Raw genomic sequence first — 23,076 nt, forward strand, 5'->3', positions numbered from 1 at the left:
GCCTGGACACCCCGAGCGTGCCATCTCGTCACGAACTCCCTCCCCCACGGGAACACCTGTGTTCCCGTCTCGTGACGATACTGACAACAGGGAGTGGGCCCAACTCCTGCACGACAACCGAACGAGGAGGTGGATGGTGCGACGCTTTCTGAAGGTGCTCTTGATCGGAGCAGGCGGGCTCCTGGCGATCTGTGTGCTCATCGCTGTGATGGTCTTGGGTGGCGGGGAAGGCGGGGGAACACCGACTCCGGCGACGGCGAGCGGACAAGCCGAGATGACGGCTGCAGCCCCAGCGACGAGTCCTGCCGCGCCGGGTGAGCGCGCCGCGACCGCGACGCCTGCGCCGCAGGCCACCCCGACCCTCCCTTGGGGAACGAGCAAAGAGGATGTCCACGCCACACTGGCCGAAGGGCAGACGGCCGAACTCCGTGACGGCAAGATGGTTTATCGCCTCGCCCTCGAGCGGATCGTCGATGGTGCGACGTCGACGAACTCCCTGCAGCGGCCCAAAGAGGGGAACCGGTATTATCTGTTGGTCGTCGTCGTCGAGAACGCCGGTGACCGCTCGAAGTTCTTCTCGGCGAGCAACTTCCAGCTGCGCACGACGGCTGGCTTCGACTACGAGCCAGTTTTCGCCCCAGTCGGCTTTTCGGAAGGGGAAGGGTTGTCCCAAGAGGTCGGTCCCGGGGGGAAGGCGCGCGGGATCGTGGTCTTCGAGCTACCGGAAGGGGAACAGCCGCTCTTTCTGAAGTTCGATCCCAATCCCTTCACCGCCGCAGAACTGTACTTCGATGCACCGAACGCGCTCGAACTCGTCCAGTCCGGCGCAGTGAGCCAGCCTGCCCCGGCCGCCCCGGAGGGAACCCCGGGCGATCGAGCGGGAAAGAGCTGGGGAACCAGCAAGAACGACCGGCACGTTCCGTTGGCACCCGGTCAGAGCGGCGCGATCGCAGACGGGAAGCAGGTCTACCGGGTCACTATCCTCGCTATCGTGGACGGCGCCACGTCCAGCAACATGTTCGTCCGGCCCAAGGAAGGGCAGAAGTTCTGGCTCGTCCAAGTCCTGTTCGAGAATGCCGGTCCGAGATCGATCAGCCTCTTCCCGACGAACTGGACGCTGCGCACGCAGGATGGGTTCGACCACGAGGCCGAGATCATGGCGGCCGGCTTTGCGGAGGGCGAACTCCTCAGTGGCGAAGCCGGACCTGGCGGGAAGCTGCAAGGGATCGTCGTCTTCCAGATCCCGCAGGACGCCCAGCCGCTCTTCCTCAAGTTCGACCCGAATCCGCTGACCAGCGCCGAGCTCTACTTCGACGCACAATGAGTCGGTCAGGCGAGGGGCGGGCCGCTCGGCTCGCCCCTCGCGCATCGAACAGGAATCGGAGGACATTCGTGCGGATCGCGGGACTCGTTTTCGGTCTGCTGGGTGGATTCCTCGGCGTGCTCGCCGGCCTGCTCGCACTCGGCATCGGTGGATTGGGCGCGGCCTTCTCGGCTGAGGGCACAGGAATGATTCTCGGTGGCGGCTTGGGAGCCATCGTCATCGCTGCATGCGGTCTTGTCGGTGCAGTCCTCGCTCTGAGCCGTCCGGGTACCAGCGCGGTACTCCAGATTCTGGCGGCATTAGCCGGCCTCATCGCTGTCTCGCTCTTCTGGATCCCGTCAGCACTGCTGTTCGCGCTCGGCGCGCTCGCAGCGGTACTCAGCCGCCGCGGGCACGCGAGCCACCAACCCCGCGACTGAGCGGTGCGGCTGGTTCACGACTGACCCTCGATCGGAGCAGAAAGGAAGGGAGACCATTGGCAAGAAGGCGACGCTCGTCTCCACCGCACCGGCTGTTCGTCACACGGCACAGTCGGACGCGATCACATCCGACCGAGCGAGTCGAGCAGGAAGGACAGGAGCAGCATCGACCGGACACACCGAAGGAGGAATCGCGTTCCGAGCGCGCGGCGCCCCCGACAAGCTCCCCGCCCCAGGGACTGCTCGCCGCTGATTGACTCCGCTATCGCGCGGCCTCGGCAGTGCTCAGCTGTCCTGTCTCGCGGACACCGTAGTGGCGCAGGATTCCGCGCGCTTGCGCGAGCACTTGCTCCCGCAGCGAGTCCGGACGGACGACTGTCACGTCGACGCCATAGTTGAGTACCCAGCGGACGAAATCGGGAGTTACCGGTATGCGCACCCGGAACCGGATACGCCCGTCCGGCAACGGCTCGATCTCTTGGGACGGGTGCCACTCTTCTTCGGCGATCCAGGGGGCGGCCGTCCGCGAGAACTCGAGTTCGACTTCCTCGGTCGGGAGCTCGCGCGTTTCGAATACCCCCCAACTCTTGGTCAAGAACTCGCGCAGCGAGAACTCGGGCCGGACGCGAAATGGTACGCGCGTGTCCCGAAGGTGCTCGATGCGGTCCACCTTGAAGGTGCGAACAGCGGATCGCAAGTGGCACCAGCCGATCACGTACCACGAGCGGCCGAAGGGCACGACGCAGTACGGATCGACGTGACGACTCACCGGCTGGTTCCCGCGCGAGGCTGTCCGGTACGTCATCTCGACCGTGTGCTGGAGCGCCATCGCTTCCAACAGAGCGAACAAGCGCTTCCGTCGCTGCTCGTCCAGTCGACTCGGTCGGCGCGCCTGGAACGCATGCTCCAAGAGTGTCCGCATCTTGTCTGGCAAGATGGCCCGGAGCCGCTCGAGCGCTGCACTCAACTCCTGAGACGGGATGCCCGGAATCATGTGCCCAGCTTCCGCTGCCAGGAGGAGCGCTAGCGCTTGAGGAAGCTCGAGCTGCAGCGAGGGAAGGCGTGGAACGGAGACCAGGTAGTATCCGCCACCAGGAGCGCGCTCGATCACCAAGCCAAGGCGCTCGCGGAGGAACTGGAGATCCTTGCCGATCTGTCGTTCGCTTACCTGGTACCGTGCCGCCAGCTCCCGACGGGTATACCGCTTCGGGAACTGCGCGAGCGTCAAAAGAAGATCGACCAGCCGAGCGACTCGATCACCCTCGCCGAGGCGCTCGATAACTGCCGCTCCACTGCTCACCGTGGACCCACCCTTTCGGTCGATAGCTCCAGTATACGAGAAGCAGCTCGTGTTCGAAAAAGGCGACCAGTATCCTTACCATCGGAAGTCGAGTGCGACTGGAGAACGCGACGGGCCGAATGACCGAGAGACTGGGACCCACCGGCTGGAAACCACGCTGTGTGACTATCCTCGGCCTGCCGGTCCACGACGTCACACTCGCGGAAGCCGTCCAGCTCATCCGTGCTTGGAGCCGGGAGGCAAGCGACCTGCAGCAAGTGATCACGCTCAATCCGGAGATGGTGATGGTCGCTCGTCGCGACCCGGCCTTTCGCACCGTCGTCGAACAGGCCGCGCTGGTGACACCGGATGGGATCGGCCTGATCCTGGCGGCCCATTGGCGCGGGACACCGTTGCGTGGGCGGGTGACCGGCGTCGACCTCGTCGAAGCGTTGGCCAGGACCGAAGTCCGCCTCTTCTTCCTGGGTGCAGCGCCTGGAGTCGCCGAGCGTGCGGCAGCCATCCTGGCTCGCTCGGCTGGAGCGACCATCGTCGGTACCTGGGCTGGCTCGCCGCGCCCCGAAGATGCCCCCGAGGCACTCGCGCGCATCGCCGCGGCTCGCCCGGAGGTCCTCTGTGTCGCCTATGGGGCACCGGCCCAGGACTGCTGGATCGCTCGACATCGCGCCGAACTCGCTGCGGCGGGCGTGCGGGTTGCCCTCGGCGTCGGTGGAACCTTCGACTATATCGCCGGCATCGTCCCGCGTCCCCCGCGCCTCGTCCGGCAACTCGGCTTGGAATGGTTGTATCGTTTGCTGCGGCAGCCGTGGCGGTGGCGACGGCAGCTGGCGTTGCCGTATTTCGCGGTCCTCGCCCTCGCCGATGGACTGGCAAGACGGCTCGCCGGCAGGGAGAAGGAAGAACCGGAGGCCATACCGTGACGAGCCTGCTGGACGAACAGCCCTGTCCGCGTCACCCCAGGATTTCGACGCGTCTCCGCTGCAGCAAGTGCGGGACACCGATCTGTCCTCGCTGCATGGTCGAAACACCGGTCGGGTACCGTTGCCCTACCTGCGCCGGGCTCTCGAGTCGCGTGTGGAGTGACCTCCCTGGTTCGCTCCTCGTGCGGGCAGCGGTCGCTGGGCTCTTCGTCGCCCTCGTCGTCGGTTGGCTTTGGAGTCGCATTCCGGAGTGGCAATTCTACCTGGCGCTCCTCCTCGGCTTCGGTGTCGCCGAAGCGATGGCCAACGCGGCCCGCTTGCGGCGTGGGCAGGCCCTCCAGGCAGTGGGAATCGCCTGCGTCGCGGTCGGACTCCTCACCTCGCGCTTCCTCCTGCTCGCCGAACTCGGCCTCGAGACGTCAGGGCTTCCGAGCGGATGGAACGATCCCCGCTTCATCGCTGCCCTCCAGCTCCGTCCCATCCCCGACCTCCTGTTCGCCGCGCTCGCGCTTCTCATCCCGTTCATCCGCTTCCGGGGAGCACGATGAGCGAACTGCGCCGACGCCTGCTGCGGATCCTCGACGAGGTGACGACCAAACGCTTCCTGGTCGTCGGTGACTTGTATCTCGATCGGTACATCTTCGGCGAACCAACACGCATCTCGCGGGAAGCACCGGTTCTCGTCCTCGAGGAGCGGCAGATCGAGCATCGGCCAGGCGGCGGGGCAGCACCCGGACTCGCGTTGGTCGCATTGGGCGCCAACGTCCAGCAAGCCGGCGTGATCGGTAACGATCCGGAAGGCGCGCTCCTGCGCCAGCTGCTCGTCGAGCGGGCCGTCGGAGTGGACAGCATCGTCGTCGATCCGACGCGCCCGACGACCGTCAAGACCCGCATCGTCGCCACCGGGCCGTACAACGTTCTCCCGCAGCAGTTGGTCCGCGTGGACCGTCAGGTGCGTCGGCCCCTGCGCCCGGCCGAGGAGGAGCAGCTCGTCTCCGCCATCGCCAGCGCTGCACCCGACGTGGACGCCATCGTCCTCTCCGATTACCGGAGCGGCGTACTGACTTCCCGAGTCATCGCCACGGCTCTGGCATCCGGCAAGCTGACCGCGGTCGACTCGCAAGGTCGCCTGGATGCCTTCCGTCGGGCCACGGTCATCAAGTGCAACCGTGCCGAGGCGGAGCGTTTCCTCGAACGCTCGCTCGCCGATCGGGCGGAACGGGCCCGAACGCTGCCGGTGCTCTGGCAGGAACTCGCCTGCCAGGCGCTCGTCGTGACGCTGGGCGGTGAGGGTGCTGCCCTCGTCACCGCCGAGGGATATCGCGAGTTCCCGCCGCCCGCCGTCCGAACCGTCTTCGACGTCACCGGCGCGGGCGATACCGTCCTGGCCGTCCTCGCGGGTGCGCTGGCTTGCGCGGCGACACCGAGCGAGGCGCTCGCCCTGGCTCAGCTGGCGGCCAGCATCGTGATCGGGAAATTCGGGAATGCCCAGGCGACTGCCGAGGAACTCCGCAGCGCCCTCGAGCGCGATGAGCTCGTGGAATCGCCAGGCTCCGAGCGCTAGGCTGCTGGCTCGACCGCGAACTGCAAGCGGTACAGACGCGCGTAGAGTCCACCCTGCGCCAGAAGCTCGTCGTGCGTCCCCTGCTCGACGATCCGACCACCCTCCATGACGAGGATGCGATCGGCCGCCAGAATCGTGGAAAGCCGGTGGGCGATCACCAACGTGGTCCGGCCACGCATCAGGGTCGCGAGCGCTTCTTGCACGAGGCGCTCCGATTCGGAATCGAGCGAGGAGGTCGCCTCGTCGAGCACGAGAACCGGTGGATCGGCCAAGAAGAGGCGTGCTAGGGCGAGGCGCTGCTTTTCTCCACCGGAGAGGCGATACCCTCGCTCGCCGACGACCGTCTGGTACCCCTGCGGGAGCTGGAGGATCCGCTCGTGGATCTGGGCGGCCCGCGCAGCGGCCTCGAGCTCTGCCTGCGTCGCTTCCGGCCGCGCGTAGCGCAGGTTCGCAGCGACGGTATCGTGGAAGAGATACGGCTCCTGCGTCACCATCCCGATCGCCCGAGCCACGGTGTCGAGCGCGAGCTCGCGGAGATCGTACCCATCGAGCGTGATCCGGCCTCGGGTCGGATCGAACAACCTGGCGAGAAGATACGTGACCGTCGTCTTGCCGGCGCCGCTCGGGCCGACCAAGGCGACCAGCTGACCCGGCTCGATCCGGAAGGAAACACCGGCGAGCGCCCAATAGCGCAGCGACTCGCTCCGCGCGCCGTCGCGCCCCGCCAAGGGAAGGAGTTCGCTCGGCTCGCTCGGTTCGGCCAAATAGCTGAACCACACGTCCTCGAACGCGATCGCGCCACGCGGGCGCTCGATGCGGACAGCGTTCTCGCGCTCGCGGATCTCGATCGGTCGATCGAGTAGCTGATAGATCCGCTCGAAACTGACGAGCGAAGTCGCGAGATCGACGTGGGTGTTGAGCAGCGCGGTCACTGGCCCGTAGAGGCGCGCCAGATACACGATGAAGGCCACCAACTCACCCGTCGTCAGGCCGCCGCGGAGCGCCAGCACCCCTCCGGACCAGGTCACGACCGCTGTGCCGACCGCTGCGGCCATCCCGTAGAACACCATGAGCCAGCGTCCCGCGACAGCCAGCTCGATGCCGATGTCGCGCACGGCAGCTGCTCGCTCGCGGAATCGTGCCACCTCATCGGCGCGGCGACCGAACAGCTTGACCAGCAATGCCCCACTGATGCCCAGCGTTTCGGTGAGTTGAGCCGTCATCGCGGCATTCCGCTCCATCTGTGCTCGCGTCAATGCACGCAAGCGATTCCCGAAACGACGGGTGGGCAAGACGAGTACTGGAAAAACGAGAAAGGCCAAGAGTGTCAAGCGCCAGTCCATGGCCAGCATCATGGCCAGCGAGACAGCGATCACCGCGACATTGCTCACCAAGTTGGTCACCGTACTCGTCACGGCGCGCTGGGCACCGACGACATCGTTAGTGAGACGCGAGACGAGCTCGCCCGCCCGGACTCCAGTGAAGAACCGGAAGCCCTGCTGCAGGAGACGCTCGTAGAGGGCAGCACGGAGATCGAAGATGATCCCTTCCCCGACGCGCGCGCTCAACTGGCGTTGCCACACCCCGATGAGGCCACCGAAGAACGGCAACGCCACCATCCCGATGCTGAGCAGCGTGAGCAAGAGGAAGTCACCCGGTCGCCCAGGAGCCGGGAGCGCACGATCGACGAGGAGCCGCACCAGTTGCGGCTGGAGCGCCTCAGTAGCCGAGGCGAGCAGGATCGCCAAGACCATGAGGCCGATCGACCAGCGATAGGGAAGAGCCGAGTGCAGGACGCGTCGGAGGAGCGCACGGTCGAACGATACCCGCCGCTCCGCCTCGGGACCGCGCCAGAATCCGTGCCACATCGGAGGTGGAATACCGAGCATCCGTCACCAGCCAGGAGAAAAGTCGTGCCGGGGAGAAGAAACCGGCTGGAGCATTCCAGCCGGCGATCAGCTTCTGGCTGCCCGAGACCAGGTCATCCGAAGAGACCGACGACGATCATGATCACAGCCATGACCACGATGACCGCGATCGCGATCCATCCGATCATTGCCAAGCGCGGGAGCCCCAGTCGTCGCGCACGAACCGCTCCGGGTACGCTCCACAGCGCGGCGAACAGCGCCAAGATCCCCATCGAAACCATCGCCGGATTGTCCGCCATGACCGTGCTTCTCCTCCCGTCCGCGGCCACAACGCCCGCTCTATCCTACCGCAGCGCAGCCCCGATCGTCACTCGCTCCAGCCAAAGCGCCGGTCGAGCGCTGCCAGCACGGCGGCGAGCTCCGCCTCCTCGGCCAGGTGGTCGGCGACTGGGATGAGCATCGTCAGCAACTCGTCGATGCCACCCTCGAGCAGTTGCGCCAGCCGTTCTCCTACCGTGTCCCGATCACCCCAGACCACCAAATGGTCGAGCAGGGCATCGCTCGGAGTGCCGTTTTCCAGCGGGAACCCGGCCGTCTCGAACATGTGGGCATAGAAGGGCATGCGCCCATAGAGACCGACGACTGGTCGTGCTTTTTCCCGCATGACCGCGACATCGGTCGTCATCACCACTGGCACCTGCACGACGAGACGCGGCCGGCGGGTGCGTCCGGCAGCGCGGGCACCGTTCTCCAGCGCCGGAACCGCGCGCTCGTGGATGTATCTGGGCGGGCACATCCAGGAGATCACGCCATCGGCGATTTCGCCGGCGAGCTGGAACGCTTTCGGGCGCAGCGCGGAGGTGTAGATCGGCACTGGTGCGGTCTCCGGGAGACGCTGCCGGACTCGGAAAAATTCGCCTTGGAAGTCGACCTGTCCGTCCCAGAGGAGACCGCGCACGATCGTCACGTACTCTCGCAGATGCGCCAGCGGGCGCTCCATCGGGATACCGAGCGAGCCCTCGATGATCGGCCGATGGCTCGGCCCGAGTCCCAAGCGAATGCGGCCTGGCGCCAACTGATGCACGGCGAGTGTCTGTTGCGCCGTCACGAACGGGTGGCGAGGATAGGTCGGGATGATTCCCGTACCCAGGATGATCCGCTCGGATCGTACGGCGGCGGCCCCGTAGACGGTCAAGGCATCGATCGTCCGGCCACCAGTCACGGTCCAGAGGGCAGGTACTCCGGCCGCCTCCAAGCGTTGGATCGCGGCCAGAGCGCCCACGGCATTGTTGCGATCAGGCTGGTCGATGGCGACGCGCGGCCACGGCATCCTGCTCTGCCTCCCTCCGTGGGACGACCGCTCCCGCACGAGTTACCCGCGCCAGTCTAGCATGACTGCAACGGCGGCAAGCGACAGTCGAGCACGCGATCGAGCAAGGAACTCGATTGCTCGGCATCTTCCGGCTTGTCAGAGGCTGCGCGCCATCGGCACGCGTCGGAACCGTCTTCAGCTCACTACAGTGTCGGTGACGAGTCGCCCTGCCGTTGCTGGTCGCTCGGACAGGAACGACGCTGCGGAAAGAGCCTGGGGCCTGCACACAGCTCTCCTGCGCCTGACGCCGCCGACCTGCCCACAGCTGCGCGGCGCGTTGGCTCCCAACTCGGACCGCATACCGCTTTCCTGCATCGGAGCGACTGCCACGAAATGCGGCGAACCCATATCCTATCCACTTTCTTCAATCCTCAGTCTAGGCCAAGGACAAGCTGGTCACGAGAGCTGAACGCGCTGCTTGCGAGTTCTCGCTTCTATCCGTATAGTCGGTGAGGGTAGCAAATTCGAGCCCCGGCGAGCGCACGATTCGTAAGACGGTATGGTGGGATCGTGACCGAACGAGAGAGCAAGGGAGGCAGGGGAGAACCTGCCATGGACTCGGATTCCACTGGAGAGACAGAAGAGACGGCGCTATCAGATTCCAGTCCTTACGTGGAGGAGGGTACCATGAGAGTCTACGAGCGACGACCGGAAGCGGCACGGCTGCGACGGCGGGATCTCCTGCGTGCGGTGGCAGGTTCGCTCGCCTTGTCCGCAGTGGGTGGTCTCCTCGCCGCGTGCGGTGGCGGGACATCGGTGACCCCCACGCCCGCGATGAGCGCGCCGAGCCCGACTGCAGCGCCGACTACCGCTGGCAGCACCAACGTTGGCAGCAGCGGACGAGGAGAAGTGGTCGTTTACAGTTGGTATCAGAAGTGGATCAAGGAGGACGTGATTCCTGCCTTCGAGCAGGAGACCGGCATTACGGTGAAGTATCTAGGCGCGTATGCGTCGAACGATGAATGGTGGGCCAAACTCCAAGCGGGCGAGTCTTGGGATGTCTTCATACCCTCGACCAGCTATGTCATTCGGGCAATGGCTGCTGACCTGCTCACTCCTCTGGATCTCGGGCAAATCCCGAACTACAAGAATCTGTTGCCAGAATATCAAAATCTCGATTACTACGTGAAAGAAGGCAAAACCTATGCAGTGCCGTTCGACCGGGTATTCTACGCGTTAGCCTATCGCACCGATGTCTTCAGTAGCCCCCCCGATTCGTGGGCGATCACGTGGGACAAGACCCATGCCGGACAGATCGCCTTGCATGACAACGCCTATTCGCGCGTCGCTTACGCTGCACTCGTGATCGGCGATGATCCGCTGCGACCGACACGATGGGACGAGATTCGGCAGAAGCTCATCGAGCAGAAGGCGCTCGTGAAAAAGTACTGGAAAGACTACCAGAATGGCATGGAACTCTTCATCAATAAGGAAGCAGTCGTCGGACAATTGACCGACGGACGGGTACGCATGGCCCAAGATCTCGGGGCTCCTGTCGGCTGGACTGTGCCAAAGGAAGGCGCACTCATTTTCATTGACACGTTTGCCATTCCCAAGACAGCGAAGAACGTGGAGAATGCTCACAAATTTATAGACTTTCTGCTGAGACCGGATATCCAGCTCAAGCAGCTGCGAGGAATGCGGTACGATGCCGTGAACGCTGCAGCTCGGCAGCAGCTTGCACCAGACGAATTGAAGCGGTTCGAGCCACCAGCGGGAGCCAAGCTTATTCTGGGAGACTTGGCTCCGGCAGAAGTGCTGCAGAAGGCCAGCGAAATCTGGAACGAGGTAAAGCTCGCCTGACAAGTCTGCCTGCGGGAGTGCGAGGATTGACGAGATCGGACGTGCAGTACGACGTCGAGCTTCAACGTGTGGTGAAGCGATTCGGCTCGCTGATCGCTGTCGACCACCTGGATCTCGCGGTGGCTCGGGGCCAATTTCTGACTTTGTTGGGTCCCTCGGGTTGTGGAAAGACCACCACGCTGCGGATGATTGGCGGCTTCGAATACCCAGATGCCGGCGAGATCGTTATCCGTGGGCAACCGATGGGACGAACACCGCCTTACCGTCGCCCTACCTCCATGGTATTTCAGAATTACGCGCTCTTTCCTCACCTCACGGTGAAAGAAAACATCGCCTATGGGCTCCGCGAACGAGGTTTGGATCGACACACAATCGAGCGGCGCGTACGCGAGATGCTCGATCTCGTTTCGCTCAGCGGCTTTGGCGACCGCTACCCACGTCAACTGTCGGGTGGACAGCAGCAGCGCGTCGCTCTCGCACGCTCACTGGTGATCGAACCAGCAGTTCTGCTGCTCGACGAGCCACTCGGAGCACTTGACTTGAAACTGCGACAGCAGATGCAGCTCGAATTGAAACGCATTCAGTTACAAGTAGGTATCACTTTCATTTACGTGACCCACGATCAAGAAGAAGCGATGACAATGTCGGATGTCATCGCTGTCATGAATCACGGTCGGATCGAACAGCTCGGTCCACCGGAAGAACTGTTCGAGCGTCCCAAAACCCGCTTCGTCGCTGAGTTCCTCGGTGCTGCCAACGTCCTGCCGGCGACGGTCTGCGCTGCTGACAGCCGAGGAGCCTGCCTCAAGGTTGCTGGGCAATCGATCACCGTGCACGAGTCCGGTCTCCAGGCAGGGGACACGGTCTTCATCGTCTTACGACCGCACTGGCTCCGATTGACTGCGCCAGACTGTCATGAGAGTGTGTGGCAAGGCACCGTGATCGACCGGGTGTATCGGGGTGCCGTCATGACAGTGCGGGTCGCTCTTGGGTCCGATACCGCTCTCAACGTCGACATACCGACCGGTACTGTTCCTTCGCCACAACTCGGCGACGCGGTCGGGGTCGCTCTTCTCCCCGACCATCTGTGTGTCGTGCGGGAGTGACGTGATGGCTGTGCGAGTGCATCCCGAACGCGCGCGCGTCAAGCGTCTCCTTTCTCCCAGCCAGGCACTTGTCCTCCCAGCGCTTCTTCTTCTCACCTTGTTCCTCGTGCTTCCCTTACTGCTTATCGCGGTCTATAGCTTTTATTCGACTGATCCCATTACTGGCCTGATGCGTGCCGAGGGAACGCTCGAGCAGTATCGACGTCTCATCTCGTCGCCAATCTATCGCCGCGTCTTTTTCCGCTCTTTGGAAATCGCCGCCACCAGTACGGCAATTGCACTTCTGCTCGCCTATCCGGTTGGATACACGCTCGGACGACTGGTCCCACGCCGCTACCAGCCGGCCGGTCTCTTGCTCGTTCTCGTACCATTCTGGACCAGCTATATCGTTCGCACCTACGGTTGGATTGGCTTCCTACAGAACGGCGGATTCCTCGACAGTGTCTTGAGTTTGCTGCTTCCCGGACGTGTGCAGCTGGACCTCCTGTATACCCGCGCTGCTGTTCTCATCGGTTTTATCCACGTCTATATGCCGCTCGTCATCTTGCCGATCTTTGCCGTGACGCGTTCGTTAGACACCCGCCTCCTCGAAGCATCAGCCGATCTCGGTGCTCCCCCATGGCGCACGTTCTGGCGCGTGACCCTCCCTCTGACATTGCCGGGTATCGTTGCTGGAGGTAGCCTGTTCTTCATCGCGGTTTTTGGATCATTTGTCACACCTCAACTTTTGGGGGGGACAGGTGATCTGATGATCGGCAACCTGATCGCCGATCAGTTCGGTGAGGCCTTCAACTGGCCGTTCGGAGCGGCTCTGGCCATCGTTATAACGCTCGTGGTCTTGCTTGGCCTGGTCATGCTTTTCCGGTTCGCGCGCCTCGAGGGATTCAATGAGACAGCAGTGGGTCAGTAGCTTTGTGGCAAAACCTCGCGTGCGGCACCGATCGTCGCTGACAACGGTGATGCTCAGTCTCCTCACGCTCCTCGTGTACGCCTATCTCTTTGCACCGATTCTCGTCGTGATCATCGCCTCATTCAATACGACGGGACTCACGTCCTTTCCGCCGGCCGGCTTCACTGTCGACTGGTATCGTGAGCTGCTGCGCGATAGGGATCTTCTCGATGCTCTGCGAAGGTCCTTCATGATCGCTGTGACGACGGCACTGCTCACCGCTGCTTTGGCTACGGCGACAGCCCTCGGCTTGCAGCGAGTCGCACCACGCTGGCGTCGCTTTCTCCAAGCCTACTTCTATCTCCCCATTGTCGTCCCTGGCATCGTCACCGGAATCGCTCTCGTCTTCTGGTTCAAACGCGTCGGTGTTCCGCTCGGCTACCCGAGCATTCTCCTCGCCCACATCGTGCATGCCTTCCCCTACGCCCTGGCCCTCGTCCTCGCTGCCTTCAGCAGCTTCGACCCTCGGTTGGAAGAGGCGTCGCTCGACCTGGGCGCGACGCCGTGGCGTACGTTCCGGCGCGTGACTCTACCCCTCATTGCGCCAGGCGTGCTGGGAGGAATGCTGCTCGCTTTCACTCTGTCTTTCGATGAGTTCGTGTTGACCTTTTTCGTGACCGGCGGGGGCATCACGACCCTGCCACTGGAGATTTACAACCGCATTCGGTTCCTCATCTCTCCCGTCGTCAATGCTGTCGCCGCGTTTGTCCTCCTCGTCTCCATGACTATCGTGCTCGTGACTCAACTCTTGGTGATTCGTCGCCGCTAGCCCGTCAGCCTCCTCGCAACAGCCACGGAGCATGCGCTCGCGCTCACCCTCTGCTAGGCTGTTCCGTTCGTCCTCCGACCTACTGCCGCTGGCCTGACCGGTATCCACCCGATCACCTCTCGACCCACACCGTTCCGTGCGGAGCCATCTTTCCTGCCAAATGAATAGCACTTGCGTGGTGGCGGTCGCTTTGCCATGCTGGTCGCTGAAGACAGTGCTGGGACCGGATGGGAGGGAACAGTCCGATGTCGCTCGCCTACTGCTACGACGAACGGTTCCTCCAACACGACACGGGCCTCGATGCCCACCGCTTGCCGGACGGCTCGCTTCTCGATCCAGTCGAGCACCCCTCCAGCGCACGCATCATCCGCCGGACTGCCCAGCTCATCGCTGCCTCGGGTCTACTCGAGGGAGCACTCCTGGTGGCGGCTCGCCCGGCGACGGAGGACGAACTCACCGCCTACCATACGCCCGAGTACATCGCGCACGTCCAGCAGGTGACCAACAGCGGCGGAGGCTGGCTCGATCCGGAGACTCCGGTCGTCCCCGGCTCGTGGGAAGCTGCCCTGCTCGCCGCGGGTGCCGCTCTCGAGCTCACCGACGCCGTCCTCGATGGTCGCGCCTCGTGCGCCTTCGGCCTGCTGCGGCCGCCCGGGCACCACGCGATGCGCGATCAGGGCATGGGCTTTTGCGTCTTCAACAACGTCGTGCTCGCCGCCCGCCATGCCCAGCGACGGGGTGTCCAACGCATCATGGTACTGGACTGGGATGTCCACCACGGCAACGGTACCCAAGCCGCCTTTTGGGACGACCCCTCGGTGTTGTTCGTCTCGCTCCATCAGGACAACTGGTACCCGGAGGGTTGGGGCGCCGTCGACCAGGTCGGTGGGCCGGGTAGCGAGGGGACCACGGTGAACATCCCGCTCCCACCGGGGACGGGCAATCGCGGCTACCTGGCAGCCCTGGAGCGGATCGTCATCCCGATCGCCCGCCAGTTCCGACCGGAGATGATCTTCGTCTCCGCGGGACAAGATGCCAGCATGGAGGACCCGCTCGGGCGCATGCTGGTCACCATGCGCGGTTACCGCGCGATGGCGCGACTGGTTCGCGATCTGGCTGACGAGCTCTGCGGTGGACGCTTGGTCGTGCTGATGGAGGGTGGATACTCCCTCCGTTATGTCCCCTTCTGCACCCTGGCTGTCATCGAGGGAATGATCGGGCGCGAGAGCGGCATCACCGATCCGCACGAGGGGACGAGCGAGCTCCCGCAGGCAGAGCGCGAGTTTCGCCCAGATCAGGAGGCAGCGATCGAGGCTGCTCGTCAGGTCTTGTCGCGCTACTGGCGACTCTGAACGAGTTGGTCGACTCCTCGTCTGCTGCACTGAGCTCGCCAGGTCCGGTAACAGCCAGGAACCCATGATGGCCGGCAACCTCCGCAGGACAAGCGTCGGGGGACGCTCAGCACACTCACCAATGCTCGGTCCTCCTCCGTGCCGTGCGGTCAGCAGCTCGCTCAGCGTGCGCGCAGCCCGCCGCTGAACGTCCGGGCAGCAGCGACCAGCGGGCTTCCTCGACCGACGCGCGCTTTCCCATCCGCCGCGCGACGGGCACCGCGACCCCGATCCATCGATGGGCTCGACGGCGGAGCGAGTCGGCTTCGCTCGGCGAGTGCAGTCGACTGCACCCTGTCCTTCGCCAGGGGCCAGCTCGAGCGACGCGGATCGATCGGCAGCGGCGGCTATACTTGATGCGCGCGAGCAGGGCCGAAAGGTGTAGACCGATCGATGAGCCGCTTCGAACTCGTCACTGATTTCCAACCGACCGGCGACCAGCCCCAAGCGATCGAGCAGTTAGTGGAGGGTCTCCAGCGCGGATACAAACACCAAACGCTGCTCGGCGCGACCGGGACGGGGAAGACGTTCACCATGGCTTGCGTCATCGCCCGATGGCAACGGCCGACGCTCGTCCTCGCGCCGAACAAGACGCTCGCTGCACAGCTCTACGCGGAGTTCCGCGAGTTCTTCCCACGCAATGCCGTCGAGTACTTCGTGAGCTACTACGACTACTACCAGCCCGAGGCCTACATCCCGCAGACCGACACCTATATCGAAAAGGAAACGGAAATCAACGACGAGATCGACCGCTTGCGCCTCGCCGCGACGCGCGCCGTCCGGACGCGGCGCGACGTGATCATCGTCGCCAGCGTGTCCTGTATCTATGGCATCGGTTCACCAGAGGAGTGGGACAAATCGATCCTCGCCTTGCGGCGCGGCCAAGTCGTCCGGCGCGACAAGATCCTCCGCCACCTGGTCGACTTGCAGTACGACCGCAACGACATGACGCTCGTCCGCGGAACCTTCCGCGCACGCGGCGACCTCATCGAGGTCTTTCCGGCCTACGAGGAGTTCGCGGTGCGCATCGAGCTGTGGGGCGACGAGGTCGAACGGATCGTCGAGTTCGATCCCTTGACTGGCGAGATCCTGGCCACACGCGAGGTGATGGAAATCTTTCCCGCTAAGCACTGGGTCACGAGTGGCGAACGGCTGGAAGCAGCTATCCGGAGTATCGAGGCTGAGTTGGAGGAGCGCCTCGCCGAACTCCGCGCCCAAGGGAAGCTCCTCGAGGCCCAACGGCTCGAGCAGCGGACCCGCTACGACATCGAGATGCTCCGCGAGGTCGGCTACTGCAGCGGCATCGAGAACTATTCCCGGCACCTCTCGGGACGCAAGCCGGGCGAGCCACCGTGGACGCTCCTCGACTACTTCCCTGACGACTACCTGCTGTTCATCGACGAGTCGCACTTGGCGATCCCGCAGGTGCGCGGCATGTACCATGGTGACCGCTCGCGCAAGGATATCCTGGTCGAGTACGGTTTCCGGCTCCCCTCGGCACGCGACAACCGCCCCTTGACGTTCGAGGAGTTCCTGGAGCGCATCAACCAGGTGATCTATGTCTCCGCCACACCGGGTCCATGGGAGCGGGAAGTGAGCCAGCAGATCGTCGAGCAAGTGATCCGGCCCACCGGCATCCTGGATCCGGAGATCTCCGTGCGGCCGACTAAGGGGCAGATCGACGATCTCCTGCACGAGATCCGTGAACGCGTCGCGCGCGGCGAGCGCGCCCTCGTCACCACGCTCACCAAGAAGATGGCCGAGGACTTAGCTGATTACCTGAAGGAAATCGGGATCCGCACCCACTACCTGCACAGCGAAATCGATACCATCGAGCGCGTCGAGATTCTCCGCGATCTTCGGCTCGGCGTCTACGATGTGGTGGTCGGCATCAATCTCCTGCGCGAGGGACTGGACCTGCCGGAGGTCTCGTTGGTCGCCATCCTCGATGCCGACAAAGAGGGCTATCTCCGCTCCGAGAGCGCACTCATCCAAATGATCGGTCGTGCTGCCCGACACGTGAACGGGCACGTCATCATGTATGCCGATACGATCACTCCCTCGATGCAGAAAGCGATCGAGGAGACCTATCGGCGGCGCCAGATCCAGATGGCCTACAACCGTCAACACGGAATCGAACCGCGCAGCATCGTCAAACAGGTGCGCGACCTCACGGACCGCATTCGGCAGGTAGCAGAGGAGCGCGCCCCGTACGACGCCGCTGTCCCTGTGCCCCATGCCGGAGCCATCGGCGAACTCGCGCCCGACGAGCTTGCGCGGCTGATCCGCGATCTCGAGCGACAGATGAAGGAAGCAGCCAAACAGCTGGAATTCGAGAAGGCCGCCCTCCTGCGCGACCAGATTTTCGAGCTCCGTCGCCTCCAAGAAGTCCTGCGCTGAGCCATGCCCCGAGAACGAAGACGACTGGCCCAGGCAGGGGGCCAGTCACGCCGATCCTCGTCCGAGGATCAGCCAGCTGACCGGAAGCCCACCCAGGAGCGCAGCGGGAGTGGCCGCCACTGTCCGAAATTATCCGGACCAGGATGTTCGAGATAGGCGCCAACAGCGCCGATCGCGAAGATCGCTGCGCCGACGACGAGCAGGACTGCAGCGATCAGGCGAAGGGGCGGAATGCGGAAGCTCACCGGCACGAGTATGCCGGCGATCCCGATCGTCCCATAGGCGATCGCCCACATCGCTGGGCTGCGCGTGAGCCCATGCTGGAGAATGGCGCCAGCGATCACGACGAGCACGATGCCTCCGGGTAGACTCAGCCAGGCCAGTGGCCGGAGATCGTGCCCAATCAAGATAATCAGCCCAGCGAGCGACAGCAGCACCCCGAAGTAAAGAGCTGGCTCACCCATGATGATGTCGTTACCACCCGGCAACGGCCAAGTTGAGCGTCAGATGCAAGGCCGGTATCGCGAGGAGCAATCCGGTCGCCAGGAAACTCCAACCCCAGGGCCGCACGAGTTCAGCGGGAGCATCAACAAAGCGCCACCCATACCACGCAGCCAGCAACGTCCCCACCACGACAGCGACCATCATGATGGTCAGGTAATCGATGAACATTGTCCCGCCCCTCCCTGTCTTTCCAGGAGTCTATCGAATGCGAGCAGACGTGACGTGACAAAACCGTTACAGCAAGAGATGCTGAGTAGGTCTCGACATGAATAGTGCCTGTTCGCCCGGGCGTGTGGTCGCTGGCCGGCTTACCTGGGAGATCGATCTTCAGAATTCTCTATCACTATTCGGACCATGCGAAAAGAAGAGAAAGTGGCGGGATTTCCAAGGGGAACCCTACCCTCGACTGAGAACCTTTCGTCGCTGTGGGGCAGACAGGTTCAGGAGTCGCACGCGATGCACAGCGCACAACATCATGGAATCGGACATCGACGCCGATCAGGAACGCGCTGGCTCGTCGGGCCGGGTGCGGACGAGGCCAGTCCGGAGAGCGTACGCGATCACCTGTGCCCGATTTTCCAAGTGCAGTTTGGCCATGATGTTGCGTAGGTGATACTTGACCGTGTTCTCGCTGATGAAGAGCCGCTGGGCGAGTTCTCGGTTCGAGGTCACACCTTGCACCAGCAGTTCCAAGATTTCGCGTTCGCGTTCCGTCAAAACCGCTCCGTCGGCACGGTGCACTCCCTCCCGACCGAACTCTTGCAACACCCGTCGTGCGAGATGGGGAGTGAAGACCGGTAGACCCGAGCGGACTGCTTCGAGAGCGCGGAAGAACTCGTCTGCCTCCAAGTTCTTGAGTAAGTACCCGTACGCACCCGACTTGATCGACTCGAAGAGATCTGCCTCGTCGTCCGAGGCGGTGAGCACGACGACTTTCACTTCCGGGAGTTCCGTCACCAGAATGCGTGTCGCCGTCAAGCCATCGACTTCTGGCATCGTGAGATCCATGAGCACGATATCCGGTTTCAGCTGGCGCGCGAGCTCCACCGCCTCGCGTCCATTGGCCGCCTCGCCGACGACCTCGATACCCCGTGCTTCCAAGAGGCTCCGCAGGCCATCGCGAAAGAGCGCATGGTCATCGACGATCAAGAGACGCATCTCGTCCTCCACTCGCTTCAGCTAGGACGATGCCGACCGGAAGCACCGCCTCGACCGTCGTTCCCTTCCCTGGAACCGAGATGACCTGCAAGCTCCCTCCCACCGCTTCGGCACGCTCCCGCATCGTCGCGAGCCCAAAACGTGGGAACTGCCCGCGCTCCAACGCTCCTGGATCGAAACCGATCCCATTGTCCACCACACGAACGCACACCGTACCATCGAGTCGAGCGAGCTGGACCGTGACTTCGGTCGCTCGCGCATGCTTGCGGACATTCGTCAGTGCTTCCTGGACGATGCGGAGCAGTTGGAGCTCTGCCATCGGCTGGAGACCGCGCAAGCTGTCGTCCGAGGGTTCGACGATGAGTCGAGCGGTGACGCCGCTCTGGTCCTGCCACCGCTCCACGTAACTCCGCAACGCATCGACGAGGCTCCGGTTCGGAGCGAGGCCGGTCCGAAGTCCGAGAATCGCTTCGCGAACGTCTGCGTAGGCGTCTCGCGCTGCTCTTTCGAGTTGCTCCAAATGACGCGTTGCCTCTGCGAGACGATCCGGCTGACGCAGGAGTTCACGCAACGCCGACACCTTCGTGATGACGTACCCCAAGACCTGGGCGAGACTGTCGTGCATCTCTCGGGCGATTCGCTCGCGCTCCTCGTGCACCGCCAGACTCATCAGGCGACGATGCAGCCGGGCATTCGCGATCGCGAGCGCAGCTTGTGTCGCGAACCGCTCCAGCCGCGAGCGATCATGCTCATCGAACGGCTGACCATCCTCGCGATCGGCCAGATAGAGACCACCGAGCACCCCCTCTTGTGAGCGGATGGGCACCCCGAGCAAGCTGCGCATGGTCGGATGCCCCTCGGGATAGCGCCGCGTCCCGGGATATCGATCGAGATCGTCGATGTTGAGCGGACGATCGTCCCGCAGTACCGCCTCCAAAATGCCGTGCTCTCCCATCGTGCTCTGCTCACAGCGGGCGGTGCGCGGATAACCCGAGGTGAAGAGCGTGCGCTGCCCCTGATCGTCCAAGACGATCAAAAGGCCATACCGCGCGCCGGCCAGCCGACGAGCTTCGTCGATCACTCGCTGCAACACCAGAGCGAGATCGAGATCAGCGGTGATCGCCACGCCAGCTTCGTGCAGGGCAGCCAGTTCCGCATGTTGCACGAGGAGACGGCGGTAGAGTTCACCGATCAGGCGGAAGATCCAGTCGGCAAAGACGACTACCCCCACAACTGCCAGCGTTCCACCGACGATCCATGCCCAGGTCGCGCCGAGCACCGGAACGAGCGCGTGGCCGATTGCCACGAGCGCGGCCAAGAAGGCGAGCGGCAGCACGATGCCCAGCCGCTTCAGCCTGGCCATCGCCCGGTCGAGCTCGTGCTTCGAACGCTCGGTCATCGCCGCCCTCGCTGCGTCGTTATCCTACTCGATACCGAGGATATCAGGTCCTGGCAAGCAGTTCGCGATCGACCACACGGCTGGCTGACGTACCGTCGAACGAGCGTCGTCCCGACACGTTCTCTTCCGCTCTTCACCTCCGTTCACTCGCCATCGCGCAACCGACATGCCCTCGGTGATGCACGACGGAGTAGACTTGTACTTGACAGCACTGCGCTGCGGTGTAAGATCCATAACAGCGTGGTTGCGAAAGCACGGAAGGATGTGGAGCGAACGCCATGCAGCAGACGACGCTCATCACGATGACACCCGAGGCGGTGCGCCGCTTGAAGCAGTTCATGGACGAACAGGGCATGCCGGATGCGTACCTGCGCGTGTTCGTCGCGCCGGGTGGATGCTCGGGCCTCCAATACGGGATGGCACTCGAGGAGTCCGCGGAGGAAGACGACTTCACATTCGAGATCGACGGTGTCCGCGTGATCGTCGATCCCTTCAGTGCGACGTATCTGGAGGGTGCCGAGATCGACTATGTCAACAGCCTCATGGGAGGCGGATTCACGGTCCACAATCCGAACGCCGTCGCCACGTGTGCCTGTGGCCATAGCTTCGATGCTGGTGGCAATGCCGGCACGGCCCAAGGGTGCGGGTGCGGCAGCTGGTGAATCACTGAACCATCGAAGAGGCATGGGCCGGCAGCCGAACGTGGCTGCCGGTATACTTTCTTCGGTCGCGCTGCGCGTTCCTGCCGCGGGGGAATGCCGGAATTGGCAGACGGGCGTGACTTAGGATCACGTGCCGATGAGGCGTGTGGGTTCGAGTCCCACTTCCCCCACCGACCAGCCAGTCGAAGGCTGCGCTCGCCGGTCGCTCGTCGAGCGATCCCGTCGTCTCCGCCGCGGGCACTCGTGCGATGCGGCCGCACACACTCCAGCGCTGGTCACCGCGACTGTCCCTCGACCGCAATCCACCCACGGCGAGGATCGAGCGCGAGAGGCAACACGGTATGCTCGTCGCGAGCTGGGTACCATGGTGGTATCCAGTTCAGAGCGACAACCCTTCTCCGGACACGAGCGCACACCGAGAGACGAGACGACCGCGGGTAGCACTCGGGACATGACGACCGATAACTGACGCGCGATGGGATGCGGTCGTTGCTCACCGCGAGGGCTGTGCAGGCACGGGATGGTGGCTGCACGTACCGGGCAAGCCCCGCTCACGCCACCGTTCGGATGCTCGCCTTTCCGCTTCACCGGTCGCCGGCACCGGACGATGAGGATGAGCGGTAGGAGAACGTTACGCGCGGATGAAAAGCGACGCCCCGGCGTGCCGGGGCGTCGCTCGAGCTGTCTGTCAATAAATTTCGAGGTAACGATCCAGTTCCCACTGGGTGACGTACTGCCGAAAAGTGTCCCAGTCGCGCTTCTGCGCCTCGCGCACTCGCTCGAAGACATGCTCGCCGAGCGCCTCGCGGATCACCTCGTCCTTTTCGAGTTCGGCCATCGCTTCGCCGAGGGTCGCCGGCAGCGTTTGGATGTTGCGTCGCTTGAGGTCCTCGTCGGTGAAGTGGTAGACATTCTCCTCCACCGGCTCGGGAAGTGGCAGCTTGCGCTCGATCCCATCCAACCCGGCCGCCAGCATGACCGCATAGGCGAGATAGGGGTTGGCGGAGGGATCAGGACAGCGCAATTCGATACGCGTCGCCTGCAAGCGACCGTGGCGTACGGCGGGGACGCGGATGAGCGCGGAGCGGTTCTGTCGCGCCCAGCTGATGTACACCGGTGCCTCGTATCCGGGAACCAGTCGCTTGTAGCTGTTGACGAGCGGTGCCAGCACCGCGCACATCCCGCGCGCGTGCGCGAGCTGCCCGGCGATGAAGTGTTTGGCGAGATCGGAAAGACCGTACGGATCCTCGACATCGACGAAGAGATTGGCACCGGTCTCGAGCGAGGCCAGGCTTTGGTGCGTATGCATGCCGCTGCCATTGATCCCGGCGATCGGCTTGGGCATGAAGGTGGCATGCAAGTCATGCTGTTGAGCGATCGCTTTCAAGGTGTACTTGAAGGTGATCGCATTGTCGGCTGTCGTCAGCGCATCGGAATACTCGAAGTCGATCTCGTGCTGACCGATGGCGACCTCGTGGTGACCAGCCTCGACCTTGATGCCGAAGGCCTGCAAGGCCCGGATCATGTCCTTGCGCACCTCAGCAGCCAAGTCGGTGGTCAAGTCGAAGTAGCTCCCCTGGTCATGCGGGAGCGGCATGATCTTGCCGTTCTCCTTGCGGAACAGAAAGAACTCCAGTTCAGGGCCGGTATTGTAGACGAAGCCGAGCTTGGCTGCCCGCTCGAGCTGACGCAGCAGGACGACCCGCGGGTCACCGGGAAACAGCTCGCCGTTCGGATTGTAGACCCAGCAGATGACGCGAGCGGTCTGGGGATCCCAGGGAATGGGGGCGAAGGTCGAGAGGTCGGGCATGAGATACATGTCGCTTTCCGCGATGCGCGCGAACCCCTCGATCGACGAACCATCGAACCACTGACCTTGCTCGATGACATGAGGAAACACGTCGATGGGGATCTGGACGTTCTTGACGATCCCCATGATGTCGGTGAATTGCAGACTGACGAACTCGATCTTGAGCTCTTCCGCGCGCCGGAGCACTTCCTCCGGACTCGGGGTAGCAGCACGACGACCGATCACGCTCGTATCGACGATCAACGCAAACCCTCCTTCACGGACTCGACCATCACTGCCGATCCGCCTGCGACGCCACTGCACACCCGCCCAGCGGGTGGCCGCACCGTGGCCCTCATGGCCCTGCATCAGTGTACTC

General features: G+C 63.5%; 21 protein-coding genes and 1 tRNA gene. 13 read left to right on the forward strand and 9 right to left on the reverse strand.

Going from position 1 to position 23,076, the window contains the following annotated elements; translation table 11 throughout:
* Nucleotides 1-133: 133 nt before the first annotated feature.
* Both ACWIVK_RS05825 and ACWIVK_RS05830 read left to right on the forward strand, forming a co-directional pair.
* A complete protein-coding gene (locus tag ACWIVK_RS05825; protein ID WP_448575634.1) occupies nucleotides 134-1,324 on the forward strand; it encodes a DUF4352 domain-containing protein in 1,191 nt (396 codons plus the stop codon).
* A gap of 68 nt (nucleotides 1,325-1,392) precedes the next feature.
* On the forward strand, nucleotides 1,393-1,743 hold the full coding sequence (locus tag ACWIVK_RS05830; RefSeq protein ID WP_448575635.1) for a hypothetical protein: 351 nt from the start codon (nucleotides 1,393-1,395) through the stop codon (nucleotides 1,741-1,743).
* A 262-nt stretch (nucleotides 1,744-2,005) separates the two neighbouring features.
* On the opposite strand, the gene ACWIVK_RS05835 is transcribed toward ACWIVK_RS05830, so the two are convergent.
* Nucleotides 2,006-3,043 carry a helix-turn-helix transcriptional regulator gene (locus ACWIVK_RS05835; protein ID WP_448575636.1) on the reverse strand — a complete coding sequence of 346 codons (1,038 nt, stop codon included), beginning with the start codon at nucleotides 3,041-3,043 and terminating at the stop codon, nucleotides 2,006-2,008.
* A gap of 119 nt (nucleotides 3,044-3,162) precedes the next feature.
* On the opposite strand from ACWIVK_RS05835, the gene ACWIVK_RS05840 reads away from it, so the two are divergent.
* The 3 genes from ACWIVK_RS05840 (at nucleotide 3,163) to ACWIVK_RS05850 (ending at nucleotide 5,527) form a co-directional block, all read left to right on the forward strand.
* Complete coding sequence (locus ACWIVK_RS05840) at nucleotides 3,163-3,963, forward strand: WecB/TagA/CpsF family glycosyltransferase (RefSeq protein ID WP_448575637.1); 801 nt, start codon at nucleotides 3,163-3,165, stop codon at nucleotides 3,961-3,963.
* 152 nt (nucleotides 3,964-4,115) lie between these two features.
* A complete protein-coding gene (locus ACWIVK_RS05845; RefSeq protein ID WP_448575638.1) occupies nucleotides 4,116-4,511 on the forward strand; it encodes a B-box zinc finger protein in 396 nt (131 codons plus the stop codon).
* Nucleotides 4,508-5,527, forward strand: coding sequence for a bifunctional heptose 7-phosphate kinase/heptose 1-phosphate adenyltransferase (locus tag ACWIVK_RS05850; RefSeq protein ID WP_448575639.1), 1,020 nt, complete (start codon nucleotides 4,508-4,510; stop codon nucleotides 5,525-5,527). Before ACWIVK_RS05845 ends, ACWIVK_RS05850 begins: the two co-directional genes overlap by 4 nt.
* Here ACWIVK_RS05850 and ACWIVK_RS05855 read toward each other — a convergent pair.
* The 3 genes from ACWIVK_RS05855 to ACWIVK_RS05865 all read right to left on the reverse strand — a co-directional run bounded on the left by ACWIVK_RS05855 (nucleotide 5,524) and on the right by ACWIVK_RS05865 (nucleotide 8,725).
* Nucleotides 5,524-7,395, reverse strand: a complete 1,872-nt coding sequence (locus ACWIVK_RS05855; RefSeq protein ID WP_448575640.1) for an ABC transporter ATP-binding protein — start codon at nucleotides 7,393-7,395, stop codon at nucleotides 5,524-5,526. The two genes, ACWIVK_RS05850 and ACWIVK_RS05855, sit on opposite strands and share 4 nt — an antisense overlap.
* A gap of 113 nt (nucleotides 7,396-7,508) precedes the next feature.
* Nucleotides 7,509-7,694, reverse strand: a complete 186-nt coding sequence (locus ACWIVK_RS05860) for a hypothetical protein (protein WP_448575641.1) — start codon at nucleotides 7,692-7,694, stop codon at nucleotides 7,509-7,511.
* 68 nt (nucleotides 7,695-7,762) lie between these two features.
* The gene (locus tag ACWIVK_RS05865; protein WP_448575642.1) at nucleotides 7,763-8,725 is read right to left on the reverse strand and encodes an LLM class flavin-dependent oxidoreductase; all 963 of its coding nucleotides are present in this window, start codon (nucleotides 8,723-8,725) and stop codon (nucleotides 7,763-7,765) included.
* 669 nt (nucleotides 8,726-9,394) lie between these two features.
* Between ACWIVK_RS05865 and ACWIVK_RS05870 the strand changes: the two genes are divergently transcribed.
* The 6 genes from ACWIVK_RS05870 (at nucleotide 9,395) to uvrB (ending at nucleotide 17,185) form a co-directional block, all read left to right on the forward strand.
* Nucleotides 9,395-10,570, forward strand: coding sequence for an ABC transporter substrate-binding protein (locus tag ACWIVK_RS05870; protein ID WP_448575643.1), 1,176 nt, complete (start codon nucleotides 9,395-9,397; stop codon nucleotides 10,568-10,570).
* A gap of 41 nt (nucleotides 10,571-10,611) precedes the next feature.
* Nucleotides 10,612-11,676, forward strand: coding sequence for an ABC transporter ATP-binding protein (locus ACWIVK_RS05875; protein WP_448575644.1), 1,065 nt, complete (start codon nucleotides 10,612-10,614; stop codon nucleotides 11,674-11,676).
* A 4-nt stretch (nucleotides 11,677-11,680) separates the two neighbouring features.
* The gene (locus ACWIVK_RS05880; protein WP_448575645.1) at nucleotides 11,681-12,586 is read left to right on the forward strand and encodes an ABC transporter permease; all 906 of its coding nucleotides are present in this window, start codon (nucleotides 11,681-11,683) and stop codon (nucleotides 12,584-12,586) included.
* A 49-nt stretch (nucleotides 12,587-12,635) separates the two neighbouring features.
* Entirely contained in the window at nucleotides 12,636-13,394 is a 759-nt protein-coding gene (locus ACWIVK_RS05885) for an ABC transporter permease (RefSeq protein ID WP_448575674.1), read from the forward strand.
* Between the two features lie 245 nt (nucleotides 13,395-13,639).
* Nucleotides 13,640-14,746, forward strand: a complete 1,107-nt coding sequence (locus ACWIVK_RS05890) for a class II histone deacetylase (RefSeq protein ID WP_448575646.1) — start codon at nucleotides 13,640-13,642, stop codon at nucleotides 14,744-14,746.
* 432 nt (nucleotides 14,747-15,178) lie between these two features.
* Nucleotides 15,179-17,185, forward strand: a complete 2,007-nt coding sequence (gene uvrB / locus ACWIVK_RS05895; protein WP_448575647.1) for an excinuclease ABC subunit UvrB — start codon at nucleotides 15,179-15,181, stop codon at nucleotides 17,183-17,185.
* Nucleotides 17,186-17,253: 68 nt separating this feature from the next.
* On the opposite strand, the gene ACWIVK_RS05900 is transcribed toward uvrB, so the two are convergent.
* From ACWIVK_RS05900 to ACWIVK_RS05915, 4 genes are all read right to left on the reverse strand, one after another.
* Nucleotides 17,254-17,649: a DUF981 family protein gene (locus ACWIVK_RS05900; RefSeq protein WP_448575648.1), complete on the reverse strand. Its 396-nt coding sequence runs from the start codon at nucleotides 17,647-17,649 to the stop codon at nucleotides 17,254-17,256.
* A 10-nt stretch (nucleotides 17,650-17,659) separates the two neighbouring features.
* Complete coding sequence (locus tag ACWIVK_RS05905; RefSeq protein WP_448575649.1) at nucleotides 17,660-17,857, reverse strand: DUF981 family protein; 198 nt, start codon at nucleotides 17,855-17,857, stop codon at nucleotides 17,660-17,662.
* A 330-nt stretch (nucleotides 17,858-18,187) separates the two neighbouring features.
* A complete protein-coding gene (locus ACWIVK_RS05910) occupies nucleotides 18,188-18,847 on the reverse strand; it encodes a response regulator (protein WP_448575650.1) in 660 nt (219 codons plus the stop codon).
* A complete protein-coding gene (locus ACWIVK_RS05915; RefSeq protein ID WP_448575651.1) occupies nucleotides 18,825-20,246 on the reverse strand; it encodes a GAF domain-containing sensor histidine kinase in 1,422 nt (473 codons plus the stop codon). The genes ACWIVK_RS05910 and ACWIVK_RS05915 overlap by 23 nt, the downstream gene beginning before the upstream one ends.
* 278 nt (nucleotides 20,247-20,524) lie before the next feature.
* On the opposite strand from ACWIVK_RS05915, the gene erpA reads away from it, so the two are divergent.
* Nucleotides 20,525-20,908 carry an iron-sulfur cluster insertion protein ErpA gene (erpA, locus tag ACWIVK_RS05920; RefSeq protein ID WP_448575652.1) on the forward strand — a complete coding sequence of 128 codons (384 nt, stop codon included), beginning with the start codon at nucleotides 20,525-20,527 and terminating at the stop codon, nucleotides 20,906-20,908.
* An 87-nt stretch (nucleotides 20,909-20,995) separates the two neighbouring features.
* Nucleotides 20,996-21,078 (forward strand) — tRNA-Leu (locus tag ACWIVK_RS05925).
* Between the two features lie 518 nt (nucleotides 21,079-21,596).
* Here the strand turns inward: ACWIVK_RS05925 and glnA are convergent.
* Nucleotides 21,597-23,066, reverse strand: coding sequence for a type I glutamate--ammonia ligase (gene glnA / locus ACWIVK_RS05930; RefSeq protein WP_448575653.1), 1,470 nt, complete (start codon nucleotides 23,064-23,066; stop codon nucleotides 21,597-21,599).
* Nucleotides 23,067-23,076: the final 10 nt, after the last annotated feature.

The organism is Thermomicrobium sp., assembly GCF_053493975.1.